Source organism: Vibrio chagasii, from assembly GCF_002954585.1.
In the GTDB taxonomy this organism is placed as follows: Bacteria; Pseudomonadota; Gammaproteobacteria; order Enterobacterales; family Vibrionaceae; genus Vibrio; species Vibrio chagasii_A.
This window is the reverse complement of sequence record NZ_MSCI01000001.1, coordinates 1,343,155-1,359,059: the sequence shown is the minus strand read 5'-3', so window position 1 is coordinate 1,359,059 and position 15,905 is coordinate 1,343,155. Positions and strand designations below refer to the sequence as shown.

The following is a 15,905-nucleotide window of genomic DNA, read 5'->3' as shown; positions in this document are numbered from 1 at the left end:
GCAGCCAAACCTGATGTTGAGTTATTTGTCGAGATGAGGGTGCTGCTGCCCTTGGTACTTTGGAAGCTGGTCTTTAAGCTTTTTGAAGGTACTGAATGCGTTGTTAGCTGATAAGCGGTTCATTAACCAGTCAGGCAAGATACCGCCCGCATTCGCATATGCCGTATAGGTGATGTGAGTTAGGCCATTGGTGAGGGGCTGTAAAACCCAAAGTGCATCGACCTCGTTGATTCGAATATACCCCGACTCTTTAGCCAAGTAATTGGATGCATCTTTAATGGTTAAGGTGAATTGGCCGTCTTCTACTTTATATTTCGAATACGTTACCATATCACGGTTACGAGCTGGCCAAGGAGCTTTGAACTGGGTGTAGACGATATTCTCATTACTAGAGATCTGCATTAATACTTCACTGTGCGAAACATTTTCGATCCAATTCGGTACATTATCGCTGTCTTCCAATAATAAGAGAAAACCTGAGTAGCTCGTTTCGACCTGCATTTGAGCTCGAACTTCAACAAGACTATTCCCATGATTACGCTTATGAATGGTGATGCCGTTTTCACTTTTGACAAATTGCCACGGAGTCGCATAAGAGAGAGCTGAAAATAAACAGAGTCCAAGTACCAAAATCCTAGGTAATATCATTATTCTTCCATGAAATGAGAAGCTTATCTGCCATGAGTATAGAATAAAAATAGGTTGGGTTCGCGTGACATTTGTTTCTGTGTAAGTGAGAGGATATGACAAAAGAAGTGATAGATGGTTTAGGAAAAAGGTCGGGGAGCGTTGCGCCCCACGACCCTAAATGTAGCGGTCTAGATTATTGCCCCAAACACGCTTCCCCAAGTCGAGCTGGGGCAATTTTATCAAGAACTACATTTAATTCCTTCCAATCGCTAGCCATCTTCTCTGCCTGCTCTTGTGTCAAAACTGAGCCATACTGTTTCATGCGATCATGTTCCACCTTGGTGTAGTGGAAAATGTTGATGTCGATAGAAGCATCATCTTTGTAGGCCTCTGCCATGTTGACGATGTTCTTTTTACTGTCATCGATAAATACAACGCTGCTAAAGCTTTGACCTGTTTTATCAAGGATGTAGTCGAGCATGACCCCCTTGTTCATTCCTGTCGTCATCATGATGCCATTAATGTAACTCAGTGGGCGGTCAGGGTTATCGATGTAAATTGGTAGCTCATCTGAGCCTTTTTCTTTCAGTGCGGTACGCGTCATATCGTATTGATTACGAATCATCTCGCGTTCGGTCGCATAACGGTAATTTGGTGAGCGTGAAGTGAGAGCCATTACAGTAAGCCCTTTATCTTGCCAGCCGCTGACTGTGCTTGGCACATCGTCTTCGATAATTCTCATAGGAACAAGTTCGTAAAGAAGTCCGATTGAGTCTTGGAATAGGCAATCTACTTTGTCTTCAGCTGATGGCTTCACATCCAGTTTCCCTCGCTGCCACTGATACCAAATATCACCGCCGATATCGCTCGTCGAGGTTAGAAGCGTGTTATCGATATCAATAACGATCAGCGGTTTTTCGCCTTTCTCTGTTAGTTGACTTACTTTATCTGCCACATCTTGGAATTTATCTGTTTCCTTAACGGTGACGTCGGCAAATGCATTACCGGCCAGAGTAAGAGCGCACAGCGCCGCTAACTTGTGTAGTTTCATCATACTTTCCTTTAACTCAAGATTGACCTCTTAAACGCTTTGTGAAAAACCATCGTAAGCAGAGGTTGTTAAATGTTATAACATAACAAAGCTATCTGGTTAGATTATCAATAACTAACCCACTTAAAATGTTGTCTAGGTCACATAGCCTAAGAGCGATGTTAGCTGGAGCTCAGAAAATCAATGTTTTATGTACGCAAGCAATTAATCAATAGAAATGGTTAACAAGTGCAGATTGAAAAACGGAAGACAGAGGGTCTTCCGTTTATAGAAGGGAGGGTAGTGGCAATTTATCTAGAGCATATAGGCTTCAACCGTTTTTATAGTGCTCCAATTGTTGTCCGCATCCTGGATGAACTCTTGTGTGTTCTCCAACCAACGCTTTTGTACTGACTTGTCTAAGTTCAGGTATAACTTTCCATCTTCTATTTTCCAAGCTTGTGGATCGGCGCTGAATTGGTCTCGGTTTTCACTGCTCACAAACTGATAAATGGCATTTTTATACGTTGCAGTGAATTTTGACGTGCCTTTCACTGGACCTTTGTTGTCGAAGTAAGCTACTGGGTCATAGCCTTTAATTGCTAGATCGTTGCTATCGACACTCATATCAAGGTCTGCAGCCATTATTGAAAAGCTCGCGCCTAGTCACGCGGCTGTAAGAGTGATTTTTTGACTGGTCGATTTTAAATGTGACATATCAAGTTCCTTGTCAGTGTTAGTTAACTTGTATGAAATAAATTAGCCGACTGGTCCGGTCTATAGAGGGACAAAAGAACTAAAAAGTAAGCGAATCGTTCGGAGGATGCATGGATCTGCTGTCACAGTTGATGGAGCACTTCTCGATACGTACCGGTGTCTTCTATTCAGGGCACTTGTGTGGCGTCTCATCATTTAATGCACAAGAAGGGAAAGAGGGACACCTGCACGTATTGAGTGCGGGGGAGCTGACCTTGTCTTGCGCTCATGGGGAGCACAGGCAGCTTTCACAGCCTTGTATCGTTTACTTACCCAATAGCACGCCTCATGCAATAGAAGGTGTGGGAGAGGGCGCTGAATTAGTGTGTGCAAACGTCGAATACCGATCAGGGCAGATGAACCCATTGTTGGCTGCATTGCCTGATGTGATTGTGATTCCGTTTGAGGATGCTCCGAATGTCATGCCGGTGATTGAAGTGCTGTTTAGAGAGTCGAGCCAGGCATCATCGGGTCAGCAATACTTAATGGATAAGTTGAGTGATGCGCTAATGGCTTTGATTTTTCGACATCTCATAGAGCACCAGCAAATCGATCAAGGCGTGTTCTCTGCGCTTGCTCATCCGAGGCTAGCTCCGGTGGTGACTGCTATTCACTTGATGCCCGCTCGACACTTTTCTATCGCTCAAAAGGCTTCTTTGGCTGCGATGTCTCGCACTCAGTTCATTGAAGCGTTCAAGCGGGAAGTTGGCGAAACCCCTGGTGACTATGTTCAAAAGTGGCGCGTTTCTGTGGTTCAATCGTTGCTGTTACAAAACAAGCCCATCAACTGGGTCGCGGATGAAGTGGGGTACAACAGCTATTCTGGTTTCGCTCGTGCGTTTCAACATGTAACCGGAATGTCGCCGCGGTTATGGCTAAAACAGAATGTGGCGTAAAGCTCCGGGCAACCTTATCTGAAATGTGGCTATTAGCATGAGGCTTGGTTATGTTTTAGCGGAAATTGCGCGTAGTTTGCTCATTTCTCGAATGATGGGCTAAAAAGGTGGACTTTATAAGCTCGTTGTAACATCCTGCCCGTCCTATTTTATCAGACATCAATGAGACGAAGTGCCTGCTGAACATTATTCAGCCTCCCGTATCTCATTAAAGCACTAAGGAGTTCCACTTGAACCTATTTGTAAGAGACCTTACCGTTATCGATTCTTCATACATCTGTGAACACAGAGGGGTCGTAGGAGATAGTTGGATTTTAGATGTCACTATGTCTGGTGAACTGAATGAAATGAGCATGGTTTTAGACTTTAGCAGAGTCAAAAAACAGATCAAAAACCTTGTTGATCAGCATGTTGATCACCGTTTACTGCTACCAATGAAAAATGCAGTGATCGTGCATCAAGCAAGTAAACCGGGTTACGCAAAAGTCGATGTGTTACGTGGTGATAAGAGTCTTCATTTGCACTGTCCTGATGAAGCGTACTGTCTGGTTGATGCTGAGGCGATCACCATCGAGAGCGTGACCGCACATGTTTATGACATTCTTCGCGATAACCTTCCAAGTAACGTAACAGGGTTAGAGATCACCCTTCGCCACGAGAACATTAATGGTGCATTCTACCACTATACCCATGGTTTGAAAAAGCACGATGGTAACTGTCAGCGTATTGCGCATGGCCACCGTTCTCCGGTTGAAATTGTGGTTGACGGTCAGCGTGATGAGCAACGTGAGCTAGCGTTTGCTAAGCGCTGGGAAGACATCTACCTAGGCTCTAAAGAAGACCAAGTTTCTGTTTCATCATTAAACCTAAGCGAGCGCTCACAGAGTGTGAATGACGAAAGCCATTATGGTTTTAGCTACACGGCGCCACAAGGTGAGTTTGAGTTAGCGATTGCTAAGAGTGAAACAGAGATCTTGCCAACCGATACCACGGTGGAATTACTGGCAGGCTACATTGCGGATCAAGTTTCCCCAAGTTTGACAGAAAACCAATCACTACAAATTGTGGCTTATGAAGGGGTAGGTAAAGGCGCGATGGCGTTCCGATAACACCTCATGAATGACGTAGGTTCACTCTTTATCTGAACAAAAAAGGCAAGATATTAAGTTATCTTGCCTTTCTTTTTTGTGGCTAGTTAAACCGAGAAGGTTAATCACACCATTTTGTTGGTGCTAACGAAGCAGCATGTGTCGCAGTGGGCTTTTCTCAATCGCAACGACCAACCCAAAGCTGAGTAATACGGTGCCAAAGAATACGGTTACGTCTTTTGCTAGCTCCGTAATGCCCAATACACCACAGACATTAAACAACAAGATGATGATTAATAGGTGACTAACGTAGATACCCAACATACGATTTGAGATAGCACGAACCCAACCATAATTGCCCACGTTTGGATTAGCTAGAAGCCACATAAACGTGCCCATTCCCCATAGCGCAGTACCAAACAAGAAATCATGGATGTTGAACGCGATGTCGAATTTAGACAGCCATGCCGCTTCAGCAAAATGAATCCCCATACCCAATGCGATGAGTCCTAGCGCCTTAGCCGACGACACTTTCCATTGATGCTGACGAATAAGGAAACCTAAGGTCACTATTAATGTACTGAAGAATGGGCCGTTACGGGTAAAGAAAGGTGCTTCCAGTCCAGTCAGGTTTGTATAACTCCCCGCTAAAACACCGTAGATGTAGAGTGCAATTGCGAGAGGCAATAAAAGCTTATCGAGCTTCATCTCAACCACCAAAGCGATGATCAAAACAGCGAAAACTAAAGCTGGAATAAACCATAAATGCACCAATCCCCCCTCTAAGAAAGAGTTGAGCGGTGTGCTCATCAAAAAGCCCCAGTAACCTTGGCGCTCACCTAGATAACCGAGCTCTTCAACTCTGGCGAGGTTGAATGGTAAAGCTAAACAAATGATGCTCCATACCACCCAAACCCTGAGCAGTGGTTTCGAGTAATTGATGACGGTTTCCCAAGGAGATGAGACGAGCTTAGGTTGAATCAGATAACCTGAAATTAGGAAAAACAGAGGTACCGCAAAGCGAGCAGTTTGGTTGAGAATATAACCAATCCATGGCACTTCATTGATTTGCCAATAAGTAAGGGCCATTTGGCCATGTAAGCCAATGATCGCCAAGATAGCAATCACTCGACCTAACTCGATACTGGCGATGCGTTGTGAAGGCGTATTTTGAACGGAAGACATATCAGAGCTCTAAGAAAATTTTCGTAGAATCTAGCAGCCTTTGTATTGAACCGGTTAGCGTTAAATCAAGGGTTTCGGCCTTTATATGACGGCTTGTATTGATTTTTTGAAGCCTGTCGCAGCTATATTAAATCCATTGCAGTAAGTGCAAAAATACCAAGCGTACAAGTGATAAGCGAACCTAAAGTGGTCAGCGCGATAATATTGGCAGCAAGCGTTACATTTCCTCCCATCGCTCGTGCCATTACATAACTTGCAGCAGCGGTTGGTGCCGCGCTCATCAGGAAGATCAGTCCAAGATCGAGTCCTTCAAAGCCTAAGGCCAATGCTGTCAATGTGATAAGTAATGGCGAGGCAATTAACCGGTAACTTGAGGAAAACCAAGTCGCGAGTTTCTCCTGTTTGAGAGAGCTGATATCCAATGAGCCGCCGGTACACAGCAAAGCCAGAGGCAAGGTCATTTTCGCCAAGTATTGTCCGGCATCAGTCACCATTTTAGGAATTGGAACAGACAGTGCGTAACAGAAAACACCGAGGAAAATGGCGATAATAAGAGGGTTCTTGGTTATCGATTTTGCTATCGCTTGAATGGCTTTATCGCCCGTGTCTTTGCCCTTAGGGGTTAAAGCAATCACGGCTTGGATATTGTAGAGCACAGTAATTGAGGCAACATAGATCGCCGCAAGTGCCACGCCTTGATTACCGTAGATATTGGCGACATACGCTAAACCTATGATGCCCGTATTCGCTCGGAATCCACCTTGGATGATGACGCCTTGGTCCTTCGAACCTTTGAATAGCAGCTTGGTCGAGAGGGTAGCAATGAGGAAAAAAGCGAAGTTAGCAGCGAGAGCAAATAACACCAGGGTGCTGCTGGCAGAGAAGTTATGTTCGGATTGAACGATACTCAAGAACAGCATTGCAGGTAAGGTGATTTGAAAAACAATCTTAGAAGCGACATCAATGAAGTTGTCATTGATAAGTCCTATTCGTTTGAGCACCACACCAAGAAACAGCATTAAACAGATAGGGCCTGTCACTGAGGCTGAAAATGCAAACTGTTCCCAAAGTGTGTCCATTATTTTTCCTTAATTTTAGCCAACTTCAATATCCTTTGAATACTGTCGCATTTTTCCACAATTCTTTGAGAAGAGAAATTGAACCCCAATAGATAAGTAAAAATCTTTGAAAAAAAGAACGAACGTGCTAAAAATAACGTATCAGATTTATCCTTGGTGAATGATGAGTAAAGGAAAGATAACCAAAGAGTATATTTTGAGCCATGCATTCGCCCTTGCGAGTGAGAACGGGCTTGAGAGTTTGACGATTGGCGAATTAGCCAAGCAGTGTGGTATGTCTAAGAGTGGTTTGTTTGCACACTTCAACTCTAAAGAGAACCTCCAGCTCTCTGTACTTGAGTACTCCAATGCTATCTTCACCGAGCGAGTCATCATCCCAGCAAGAGAGCTTGGTGATGCTGACATTGAAGCGAAATTAAAACAGCTGCTCGATAACTGGTTAGGGTGGAACCACTCATTCCAAGGTAGTTGCATGTTTATAGATGCATGGAAAGACGCAGGCAGTGAAACGTCTGTGATTCAGCAAGCGCTGCAGAAAACCATTTCGGTTTGGATTGATTACTTGACGATTCAAGTAGCAAAAGCGGTGGAGAGCCAACAGTTTAGAGCCGACCTAGACCCAAAACAGGCAACCTTTGAGTTGTATGGGCTCTACTTGAGTGCGAACTTGTTCTATTCGTTACGAGGCCAACAAGCGAGCCATACTCATTTTTGGAGTGGCGTAGAGCGCTTAATTACCAGCTGGAAAGTGGTTTAACAGGTAAGCCATTGAGCCGGTTAAGCCCATGAGCTTGGCCTATCTATGGCCTAAAAAATTTAAGATAAGTGGCGGTAGCGTGCATAAATAGCAGTAGCGCCATTTTTTACATTAACAAATAGCACGGTCGTTCGTTTTTATGACCGAGCTGGATACGCTAATAAACTTGGCGAGATAAGGAACGGTCATGAGTGACAAAATCTATTTTAATACATCGAACAAATTCAGCTTTAAGCGCAGCCTGATTGGTGCAACCACCAATCTGCATTACATCTTAGCGCCGAGCCATGCGAAGAAAACCGCGCGTAAACTGCTGCTTACGCCAATGCGAACCGAGCAAAAAAACGCGGATCCGCAAGGGCTGATCAAGAGCGAAATCAAAGGCCGTGATGGTGTGTTAAAAACTTACTCTTTGGGTACAGGCCCAGTTTGGGTATTAACTCATGGCTGGTCTGGTACCGCGAGTCAATTCTTCCCTTTGATGGAACACATTGCCGCTAAAGGTTATACCGCTCTGGCTTACGATCACCCGGCGCATGGTGGCAGCGATGGAGTGCATGGTCATATTCCAGCGTTTGTGAACGGTCTTGAGGCGATTCTAGATTCGGTGGGCGAAGTGGCTGGTTTGGTCGGTCACAGCATGGGTACCGCTTCTGCGTTGGAATGTAAGCACGTTAAATTAGAAAACAAGCCGTTGCTTCTGATCGCACCTGTATTGGACTACTTGGATAATTTGTTTGGCAGCGTTGCTCGTTCTGGTTATTCAATGAAGCTTTTCGAGGCGGTAGTTGAAGAAGTACAAGAGCAGTTTAATTACCCAATTCAGTCTGTTGACCCGTATGGCAAGCTTGCGCTTCGTCAGTCTCAGACCATCATTGTGCATGATGAGAAAGATAAGTTTACTAAGTTCGATGTGTCGCAGCGTGCAGCGAATGAAATGGATCGCGTTACCTTGATTGCCACTCAAGGGCAAGGTCACGGGCGAGTAATGAAGTGCCCGCAAGTGTTTGAGAGCTTTGATACCTTGATTGGCTAGGTTTAGTTAAGCAATTCGGTAATACGTAGGCTTGGATAAAAAACAACAAAAAGACCAACCAGATATTTCTGGTTGGCCTTTGCTTTTGGGATTTTAGTAAGTATTTAGCTTACACCTATTTTTAGTTAGCGCAGTTTGCTGGGCCAATCTCTTTCCATACGCCCCACTCACCAGAGTTAACTGGGTCATCACCTTTGGTCCACCATTTCGCTTCCCAAACCTTATCAGCCTGAGTCACTTGGTCGCCGCCAGTGTAGACTGCACTTGAATCCCAAGCGTTTGTACACGTACCGCCGTCTGTGGTTTTCTTAAGTACTTTCACTGATACAGCCGCGACTGATGTATCTGTAGCATCACTCACTGTCACAGAGAAGTTTAGTACCGTATCTTGCGTGTATTCAGCGGCGACAAAGCTTACTGAAGCGCCTTGTACGGTTGCATCGATACCTGCAGGTACATCCCATGTGAAGGTTAATGTGTCTTGATCCGCATCACTAGACGCTGACGCATCAACCACTACAACATCACCCGTATTGACTTCTGCCGGAGCCGTAACTACTGCAACTGGTGCTGTGTTAACCGGGCCAGTATCTTTAGGGTTTACCGTTATAACAACCGCGTCTGTTGACGTTGCGCCTTCGTTGTCTGTTACGGTTAGGCTGAATGTTAGAGCTTCTTGTTGTGCGACTTCAACGACATCGAAGCTTGCAACTGCGGCATTAGCATTAGCCAGTGTTACGGCGGGACCGCTCACTTGTGACCAAGCGTAACTAGCGATAGTGCCGTCGCTGTCTTTTGAAGCACTGCCATCCAGAGAAACAGAAGCAGGGCCTTCAACAGATTGGTCTGCACCTGCTGATGCGGTTGGTTTCTTGTTCACAGGTTCTGTGGTGCCACCTGCTAAACCCTCGTGCATCGCATTTAGGATGTCGCCGTTATCCGCATCAATTTCCCAAGAGAACAGACCCGCAAGACCAAGGCTACGCACGTACGCACCTTTTGCTTTAACCGAGCGGTCGTCATCAAACGTGATCAACTGACCTGAAGTACGGTTCCAAACGTATGGCGCTTCTGCCATTTCGTCGTAGCCATATTCGAAGCCATTGATGCCTTGGTTGTTGGCGCCAAGCATGTTCGCTTTAATGCCTTTGTAGTCGATAACGCCATCTTCCCATACACCTTGTGCAGTGCTGCCTTTCAGTTTGCCATTACCGACACCTGTCATAGGGTCGCTTGGATCAGAGAGTGTTGATGGTAGTACGCCTTCCCAACCACGACCGTACATTGCTGTACCTACGACAAGCTTGTTAGCTGGAACACCTTGCTGAAGCAGTAATTGGATACCGTTGTCAGTGGTGTAAGCAGGGCCTGTGTATGGTTTGCCATTTTCATCAATGCCAGATCCATCACACTGACCAGGACGCATGAAATTACCGCAGTTTAATGCTGTCTGGTGACCTAACACGTTGTTCCAACCGCCATAGAAGTCGTAAGTCATCGCAAAGATGTAGTCCATGTACTGGATAGCATCACCGTAATCCACATCCTCAATTTTGTCGTGACCAACACCGATCGCTGATGTGAGTTCGTAAGTACGACCATTTTCTGCTTCTAACTCATCAAGCATTGCGCGCAGTTCTGCCATCAGTGCGATATAAGCTGGGCCATCATTTACTGGGTCACCAAGTTCTGGTGCAGCACCGCCGCCACCTGGGAATTCCCAATCGATATCCACACCGTCATAGAACTTCCATGTATTTAGGAACTTCTTAACCGATGCAACGAAGGTGTCACGGTTTGCTTTGGTTGTGAAATCGAAGAATGGGTCTGACAGGGTCCAACCGCCAATTGAAGGGATGATTTTCAGGTTCGGATTACGCTGCTTGAGCGCCATCATCATTGCATAGTTGCCCTTGATTGGTGAGCTGTACTCGTGACCTGCTTGAGGGAAACTTTTCTGGAAAGCTGCCCATGGGTCATGAATCACCACTTCGTAATCGTTGACGCCCTGACAAGCCGTCATGAGTGCGTTGTAGCTGTTACCGCCAACCGATTTCACTGATTCGTTAGGACCACAAATTGGGATAAAGCCATAAAGGATATGGGTCAAGTTATCAGCGGGTAGGTTGTCGACTGTGTAATCGCGGCCATAGATGCCCCATTCAACAAAGTAAGTACCCACTACTGTGTTTGGGTCTGTATTGTATGACTTGTTGTTTGGATCAATGTTCATTGCTAGTGGTGCCAAGTGTGCACCATCCGTATCGGCGATGGTGATCTTTGCGGGTGTACTCTTGCTACAACCCGTTTCGTCACACGCTTCGATCTCCATATCAAACAAGCCACCCTGGCCGTATTCGAATGAAGCTGTAGTTTGGCTGCCAGTGATTGGACCGGTCGCAACCTTGACGCCATCAAAGTAGATGTTGTACGCGTTTCCTGTCGTTCCGCTCCACTGGTTAAACTTAACGTCGACTTTTGCTTCGTCGTGATACTTAACCATCTGGTTGTAGCCAGAAGTGGTTTCCATCGCGAGTTCAATTTTAGAAAACTGTAGGTTGTTGGAACCGTACATATCGATGCTAGGTGCTGTTGGAGCAGCTAATGCTGCACCAGATAGCGCTAGAGCAATGCTCGCCGCACAGGTATTAAAACGAATCATACTATTTCTCTCATTCCTTGAAGGTTACGAGAACCAAATGGCCCTATAAGTTGCTCCGATCACTTTTGAAGGAGCTTCCCCGTCAGTATTCGAGAGAGTTTTAATTTCATAACTGAAAATAAATCTGTTTTCGATGGACAACTAAAAAATTGTATCTTGTTACAAATTTGTTGCTTAGTGAGTGAGAGGTCGAGTCCATGTTTTATAAAATGAAATATCACCTAGCATGAAAATCTCATATGTGAAATTGCACGACATGAAGTTATGTTAAAATGCGACTAGCTGCATGAAAATATCGTGACGTTGAAGCAAGATCACGAATTAGTGGTGAGGAGAGGTATGAAGCGTGTTGGTGGAGTGATTTTGGCGATTGAAGACTATTTTTTGAATTGCTCAGCTAATGACGCTCTTCTTTGTTGCATGACACTGTGATTATCACCGGTAGCGGTATGCTCAAAGCCTTCTTTAATAAATTGCTGGGCAGGTGTGCTTGGCTCCAGTCGCTTTAGGCGAGGTGAATCGTAGGTACCACTGATGGTGTAAACCCTTGGTCCAGAGCCTGTATTGATCGTGACGATTTTACCGTCAAACTCAAACGAAGTGGTGATAAGGCGATGATTGATCATTACCCCTTTTTCAGAAAGGGTTAGGATGTCGGTATCGTATGGTGGAGCACCAATCTCAATCCAATTACCATGTACGTTACTTGGGCTGACAGACTTTTGGTGGGCTTGATAAGCAAAATAACCAGCGGTGACGGCAATCATAAAACCAGCTAATAGAAAGCCGTAGAGTAGTGAGTTGGCAAATATATCTCTGCTTTTAGTGGGCTTTTTTGCCATTATCTCTTCGTTTTTTTTGCTTGTACCGTCTTTGAGTCTATAAATTAAAATCTTTGTTTGCAAAGATTGGTAAAAGAGTTAGAAGCAAGATCCAATGTTACGATAAATAGGCTTGCTTTGATGTTTCTTTGAGTATTACCACCAATATTTATGTCATCAATGGAAGTTGCTGTCAGTAAATCTTAAGTTATGCGTATTTATTTCTTGTAGGAAAGTCGCGAATTGGTTAAAACAATTATCACCTAAGTCTACAGGTAGGCTTATTCGTTGAGCCAAATAACTGCAATTTAAAGACAACAAGGAAGTACAATGATTAAAGAAAACACATACTTTGAAGGTGGCGTTAAATCGTTAGCGTTTAATCAATCTGGCGCTGATGTGAGTGTTGGTGTGATGGCGGCTGGCGAATATACCTTCGGTACGGCTGCTCCTGAAAAGATGACAGTGGTTAAAGGCGCTCTGATTGTAAAGCGTGTTGGCGATGACGACTGGACTACATACCGATCTGGAGAATCTTTTGACGTTGCGGGCGAATCTTCTTTCGACCTGCAAGTAAAAGAAGCAACGGCTTACCTATGTGAGTACCTTTAGGGATAAGTGAGCTAGCTTCTCTCCAATAAGAAAAAACCACGCTCTAAGAGCGTGGTTAAATAAGTGATAATAACCGGCAGTGGATAGTGCCACTTGTTTTACAGTCATCAAATCGACGACCAAATTCGTTGTTATCTTCTCAATCCTTCAAAAGTCCGAACCAAACACTAATAAGTTTCAAATACGCCGCTGTTATAGTCTTGAATGGTTTGTTCAATCTCTTCCATAGAGTTCATGACAAATGGACCATAATGTACAACCGGTTCATCGATTGGCTCTCCGACAAAGATAAGCGCACCGGAATCCTCTTGGCTTTCTAAAGACAGTACTTCAGCGCTTGTTAGGAACGCCAGTTGACCTTGGCTTATGATCTTTTCACCAATTTTAAGGCTGCCCTTGTGCACATAAGTCATGGCATTATGACTAGCGTTAGTGCTTAGCGAGATTTGTTGCCCAATGCTTGCTCGCCAATCTGAAACACTCAGTGGCACGCCCGTTTGTTGTAGTGGTCCTTGTATCTTTAAAGTATCAGTGACAGGATTAAGTAATTCAAATCCTCCGGCAATGACTCTTAGTAGACCACCCTGCTCACTTTGGTGTTCAGTAATAGTTTCGCTTTGGAAGTCATGGTATTGCGCTGGCTTCATTTTGTCTTTGGCAGGTTGATTGATCCAAATCTGAAAGCCATGAAGTGCACCTTCCTCCATCATCGGCATTTCACTGTGAATAACGCCACGGCCTGCAGCCATCCATTGCGCCCCACCACTGCGAAGCTCTCCGACATTGCCCATGTGGTCTTTATGCTGAAAGTGACCTTGCAGCATATAGGTGAGTGTCTCTATCCCACGGTGAGGGTGGGGAGGGAAGCCGCCAACATAGCCTTTGCTCTCATCTGATTTGAGTTCATCAATCATCAAAAATGGAGAGAAGCGTTTGTTATTAAAACCAGCAACTCTTTGGATTTTAACCCCATCGCCATCGGACGTGGCATGGGCTGAGATTACATGTTCTACGGTTCTTACATTCGACATATTGAAACCCTCGTAAGCTTGAATAGGGTTAGTGTATGGAATTTAATTTATAAAGAAGATGGTGCTACGTTGAGTGACTTATTCGAAAATTTTGAACAGGTAACAATATAAAATTAAGTCTATACTCAATATAGGGTAGACCGCCAAGGAGGCCGCTATGGCAGTACAACAAAAACATGGCGAAAGGCACGGTCGAATGGGCTTTGAAAATGACTTTACGAAAGATCAAGGTCAACGTTTTACTGAGGTTGCGAATAACGCGGTGAAACGTCGCATCAAAAAGCGCGAAGTTGAAGCGCCTTTTGTGCATTCGGCAAAGGAATCCGCGCTGAAAACCGTCACCAGATCTAAATGGGAAAACCGAAGCCGAGTTCGGCAAGTGGTTTGGATTATTGTTATTGGTCTTGTCAGCTTATGGGCCATGTATATGGCTGGCTAACGCTGGCGAGTTTTTAGTAACGTTACATTGTTCCCTTCTACGTTAGTTTGAACATCCTCTTCATGTTTAGACGATTCGGCTTCTGCATGGATGCTGTCTATCGGACACTCTTCTATCAGGGGAGAAACAGGGTTGTCGTGATAATAAGCGTATCGGTTCTTGCCTGAATGCTTGGCAACATACATGGCTTTATCCGCACATCTCGTTAACTCATGTAAGTCTTGCGCGTCTTGTGGATACAAAGACACACCAACACTGAGCGTTAGTTCTTTTATTCTTTCATTTGTTTGGCAGCCGCTTTCGAATAAACCACAGATCCGGTCTAGGATTCCGTCGAGGTCTTTTCGCGTCGGGATATCGTAGAGCATTAATACAAACTCATCGCCTGCAAAACGCGCAATCGAATAGTCGTATTCGTGACTTTTTCGATCTCGAGTTCGAATATTGTTGCTCAAGCGATTCGCAAAGTGCTGCAGCACACTGTCGCCCACATCGTGTCCATAACTGTCATTGATGCCTTTAAAATCATCGATATCTAAAAAAACCAATGCAGTAAGTGATCGCTCACTATCAACGGTTGTGAGTTTTTCAATAGCCCAACGTTCAAAGCTCCATCGATTTGCTAGCCCTGTGAGTTGGTCTCGGTAAGCTAAGTCTTCGATCCCTTCTTTATACAAGCGCTGTATATAACTTACTGCTTTAGTGTAGTAGTAAGCCGAGGTATGGCACACCAAGCTCATAGTAAACAAGCTAAGAATAAAGCGATGTGTGCTGTTAAAAGGTAGAGAAAAATTGCTAGGCAATGCAGTGATCAGCGTACTTATGAATAGACAAAAAGAGGTGCTTAGGATGACACCAATTCTGAAGTCGTTGATGAAAATAACGGCGGCCAAAATTGGATAGAGCCAAAGTATGCGGTCGGGAATGGCATAGCTGTATAAAAATAGGATGACGCCTTGCACAAGCAGTACACAGCTGAGAATTAGCTCTGAGTACTCAGGGTTGTAGACTTTTCTTACATAAATCGCGTTGGCGATAGCGATAAAGGCGAAGCACAGTTCAAACATGGACAGCGTATAGTGTTGCCCCTGAAAGTAAGCCCATGTGTAAAAGATAAAGAGCGCGGCAGCAGTCAGTGAAAAGGAGTAGACGATTTTTTGTTTTCGCGTAGAGCGGAGATCCGCCATCTCTTCAAGGTGCCTTCCTACAAGCCTGTTCATGTGATTTGTGCCACTAATTTTGATAATGGTATTAATACTAGATTAAATAATGGGCTATGCGGAAACTTCGGTGATCATTTAATGTGACTATTATCAAGATTTCATATGAAAGGTTGATTAACGCATTCTAAATGGTGATAAATGTCACTGGTGGTGCAGCTCGCCAAAAGCAATCGGGCGATTATGTGCTTGCTTTCCAACAATTTACTCCACATAGTTCTTTTACTATTGAGTTATCAAGGGACCAATTATGTTAATCACGTTCAGTTGCAAGGCGCACGCAAGCGTCACGATGTTTGGTGAAGTAGGCCTTCAGTTTATTAAAATGCTCGGACATAGTGGCAAGATCCCAGGAGCGATCGATGCTTCAGAAGTTCCCCAAGCATTGAATAACCTGCGCACTGCAATAGCTGCGGAGCAAAATCAAGCTGTAGAGCAAGGCGATACGGATGACGACAATGAAGATGAAGTTGTCGAAGCGCCAGTAAACATTGGCAGCCGAGCATTTCCGTTGGTAGAACTATTAAAAGCAGCCATTAAAGAAGAGTGTGAAGTGATGTGGGAAGATGGCAGCGGTAAGCGTTTGTAGAGGTCTTTACACCACATCTTGTGAATCAGTTTTTGTGTCGGGTGCAAAGTGTGGTTTGTAAAAAAGAACAAGCC

At 44.6% G+C, this 15,905-nt stretch carries 15 protein-coding genes and 1 pseudogene; 7 read left to right on the top strand and 9 right to left on the bottom strand.

The annotated features are described in order from the left end of the window. Positions 1-21 precede the first annotated feature (21 nt). From BTO10_RS06305 to BTO10_RS06295, 3 genes and pseudogenes are all read right to left on the bottom strand, one after another. On the bottom strand, positions 22-648 hold the full coding sequence (locus BTO10_RS06305) for an START domain-containing protein (RefSeq protein WP_105023974.1): 627 nt from the start codon (positions 646-648) through the stop codon (positions 22-24). Positions 649-823: 175 nt separating this feature from the next. Beyond that, the gene (locus BTO10_RS06300) at positions 824-1,681 is read right to left on the bottom strand and encodes a DUF2608 domain-containing protein (protein ID WP_063524782.1); all 858 of its coding nucleotides are present in this window, start codon (positions 1,679-1,681) and stop codon (positions 824-826) included. A gap of 294 nt (positions 1,682-1,975) precedes the next feature. Then, positions 1,976-2,377, bottom strand: a pseudogene (locus tag BTO10_RS06295) (YHS domain-containing (seleno)protein). A 110-nt stretch (positions 2,378-2,487) separates the two neighbouring features. Between BTO10_RS06295 and BTO10_RS06290 the strand changes: the two are divergent. Together BTO10_RS06290 and BTO10_RS06285 are read left to right on the top strand one after the other, a co-directional pair. Continuing rightward, positions 2,488-3,312: an AraC family transcriptional regulator gene (locus BTO10_RS06290; RefSeq protein WP_105023973.1), complete on the top strand. Its 825-nt coding sequence runs from the start codon at positions 2,488-2,490 to the stop codon at positions 3,310-3,312. 230 nt (positions 3,313-3,542) lie between these two features. Further along, on the top strand, positions 3,543-4,421 hold the full coding sequence (locus BTO10_RS06285; RefSeq protein WP_105023972.1) for a 6-pyruvoyl trahydropterin synthase family protein: 879 nt from the start codon (positions 3,543-3,545) through the stop codon (positions 4,419-4,421). A 123-nt stretch (positions 4,422-4,544) separates the two neighbouring features. On the opposite strand, the gene BTO10_RS06280 is transcribed toward BTO10_RS06285, so the two are convergent. Both BTO10_RS06280 and BTO10_RS06275 read right to left on the bottom strand, forming a co-directional pair. Continuing rightward, positions 4,545-5,585 (bottom strand): acyltransferase, encoded by a 1,041-nt coding sequence (locus BTO10_RS06280; RefSeq protein WP_105023971.1) that lies wholly within the window; start codon positions 5,583-5,585, stop codon positions 4,545-4,547. Positions 5,586-5,707: 122 nt separating this feature from the next. Beyond that, positions 5,708-6,664 (bottom strand): AEC family transporter, encoded by a 957-nt coding sequence (locus BTO10_RS06275; RefSeq protein ID WP_105023970.1) that lies wholly within the window; start codon positions 6,662-6,664, stop codon positions 5,708-5,710. Between the two features lie 163 nt (positions 6,665-6,827). Between BTO10_RS06275 and BTO10_RS06270 the strand changes: the two genes are divergently transcribed. Both BTO10_RS06270 and BTO10_RS06265 read left to right on the top strand, forming a co-directional pair. After that, on the top strand, positions 6,828-7,421 hold the full coding sequence (locus BTO10_RS06270) for a TetR/AcrR family transcriptional regulator (RefSeq protein WP_004737036.1): 594 nt from the start codon (positions 6,828-6,830) through the stop codon (positions 7,419-7,421). A 187-nt stretch (positions 7,422-7,608) separates the two neighbouring features. After that, positions 7,609-8,457, top strand: coding sequence for an alpha/beta hydrolase (locus BTO10_RS06265; RefSeq protein ID WP_105023969.1), 849 nt, complete (start codon positions 7,609-7,611; stop codon positions 8,455-8,457). Positions 8,458-8,578: 121 nt separating this feature from the next. On the opposite strand, the gene BTO10_RS06260 is transcribed toward BTO10_RS06265, so the two are convergent. Next, positions 8,579-11,119, bottom strand: coding sequence for a glycosyl hydrolase family 18 protein (locus tag BTO10_RS06260; RefSeq protein ID WP_105023968.1), 2,541 nt, complete (start codon positions 11,117-11,119; stop codon positions 8,579-8,581). A 377-nt stretch (positions 11,120-11,496) separates the two neighbouring features. Then, on the bottom strand, positions 11,497-11,961 hold the full coding sequence (locus tag BTO10_RS06255; protein WP_105023967.1) for a DUF2850 domain-containing protein: 465 nt from the start codon (positions 11,959-11,961) through the stop codon (positions 11,497-11,499). A gap of 309 nt (positions 11,962-12,270) precedes the next feature. Here BTO10_RS06255 and ppnP point away from each other — a divergent pair, with 309 nt between their 5' ends. Continuing rightward, positions 12,271-12,552 carry a pyrimidine/purine nucleoside phosphorylase gene (ppnP, locus tag BTO10_RS06250; protein ID WP_004737042.1) on the top strand — a complete coding sequence of 94 codons (282 nt, stop codon included), beginning with the start codon at positions 12,271-12,273 and terminating at the stop codon, positions 12,550-12,552. 167 nt (positions 12,553-12,719) lie between these two features. On the opposite strand, the gene BTO10_RS06245 is transcribed toward ppnP, so the two are convergent. Continuing rightward, entirely contained in the window at positions 12,720-13,583 is an 864-nt protein-coding gene (locus BTO10_RS06245) for a pirin family protein (protein WP_105023966.1), read from the bottom strand. Positions 13,584-13,740: 157 nt separating this feature from the next. Here BTO10_RS06245 and BTO10_RS06240 point away from each other — a divergent pair, with 157 nt between their 5' ends. Next, positions 13,741-14,022 carry a hypothetical protein gene (locus BTO10_RS06240; RefSeq protein WP_105023965.1) on the top strand — a complete coding sequence of 94 codons (282 nt, stop codon included), beginning with the start codon at positions 13,741-13,743 and terminating at the stop codon, positions 14,020-14,022. Here the strand turns inward: BTO10_RS06240 and BTO10_RS06235 are convergent. Then, the gene (locus BTO10_RS06235; RefSeq protein WP_004737045.1) at positions 14,019-15,209 is read right to left on the bottom strand and encodes a GGDEF domain-containing protein; all 1,191 of its coding nucleotides are present in this window, start codon (positions 15,207-15,209) and stop codon (positions 14,019-14,021) included. The two genes, BTO10_RS06240 and BTO10_RS06235, sit on opposite strands and share 4 nt — an antisense overlap. A gap of 283 nt (positions 15,210-15,492) precedes the next feature. On the opposite strand from BTO10_RS06235, the gene BTO10_RS06230 reads away from it, so the two are divergent. After that, on the top strand, positions 15,493-15,831 hold the full coding sequence (locus BTO10_RS06230; protein WP_004737046.1) for a DUF1840 domain-containing protein: 339 nt from the start codon (positions 15,493-15,495) through the stop codon (positions 15,829-15,831). Positions 15,832-15,905 lie beyond the last annotated feature (74 nt).

What these genes read in the sequence shown, in the direction of transcription:
- BTO10_RS06305 (WP_105023974.1), bottom strand. Translation starts at nt 648, where the DNA reads ATGATATTACCTAGGATTTTGGTACTTGGACTCTGTTTATTTTCAGCT.
- BTO10_RS06300 (WP_063524782.1), bottom strand. Translation starts at nt 1,681, where the DNA reads ATGAAACTACACAAGTTAGCGGCGCTGTGCGCTCTTACTCTGGCCGGT.
- BTO10_RS06290 (WP_105023973.1), top strand. Translation starts at nt 2,488, where the DNA reads ATGGATCTGCTGTCACAGTTGATGGAGCACTTCTCGATACGTACCGGT.
- BTO10_RS06280 (WP_105023971.1), bottom strand. Translation starts at nt 5,585, where the DNA reads ATGTCTTCCGTTCAAAATACGCCTTCACAACGCATCGCCAGTATCGAG.
- BTO10_RS06275 (WP_105023970.1), bottom strand. Translation starts at nt 6,664, where the DNA reads ATGGACACACTTTGGGAACAGTTTGCATTTTCAGCCTCAGTGACAGGC.
- BTO10_RS06270 (WP_004737036.1), top strand. Translation starts at nt 6,828, where the DNA reads ATGAGTAAAGGAAAGATAACCAAAGAGTATATTTTGAGCCATGCATTC.
- BTO10_RS06265 (WP_105023969.1), top strand. Translation starts at nt 7,609, where the DNA reads ATGAGTGACAAAATCTATTTTAATACATCGAACAAATTCAGCTTTAAG.
- BTO10_RS06260 (WP_105023968.1), bottom strand. Translation starts at nt 11,119, where the DNA reads ATGATTCGTTTTAATACCTGTGCGGCGAGCATTGCTCTAGCGCTATCT.
- BTO10_RS06255 (WP_105023967.1), bottom strand. Translation starts at nt 11,961, where the DNA reads ATGGCAAAAAAGCCCACTAAAAGCAGAGATATATTTGCCAACTCACTA.
- ppnP (WP_004737042.1), top strand. Translation starts at nt 12,271, where the DNA reads ATGATTAAAGAAAACACATACTTTGAAGGTGGCGTTAAATCGTTAGCG.
- BTO10_RS06245 (WP_105023966.1), bottom strand. Translation starts at nt 13,583, where the DNA reads ATGTCGAATGTAAGAACCGTAGAACATGTAATCTCAGCCCATGCCACG.
- BTO10_RS06240 (WP_105023965.1), top strand. Translation starts at nt 13,741, where the DNA reads ATGGCAGTACAACAAAAACATGGCGAAAGGCACGGTCGAATGGGCTTT.
- BTO10_RS06235 (WP_004737045.1), bottom strand. Translation starts at nt 15,209, where the DNA reads ATGGCGGATCTCCGCTCTACGCGAAAACAAAAAATCGTCTACTCCTTT.
- BTO10_RS06230 (WP_004737046.1), top strand. Translation starts at nt 15,493, where the DNA reads ATGTTAATCACGTTCAGTTGCAAGGCGCACGCAAGCGTCACGATGTTT.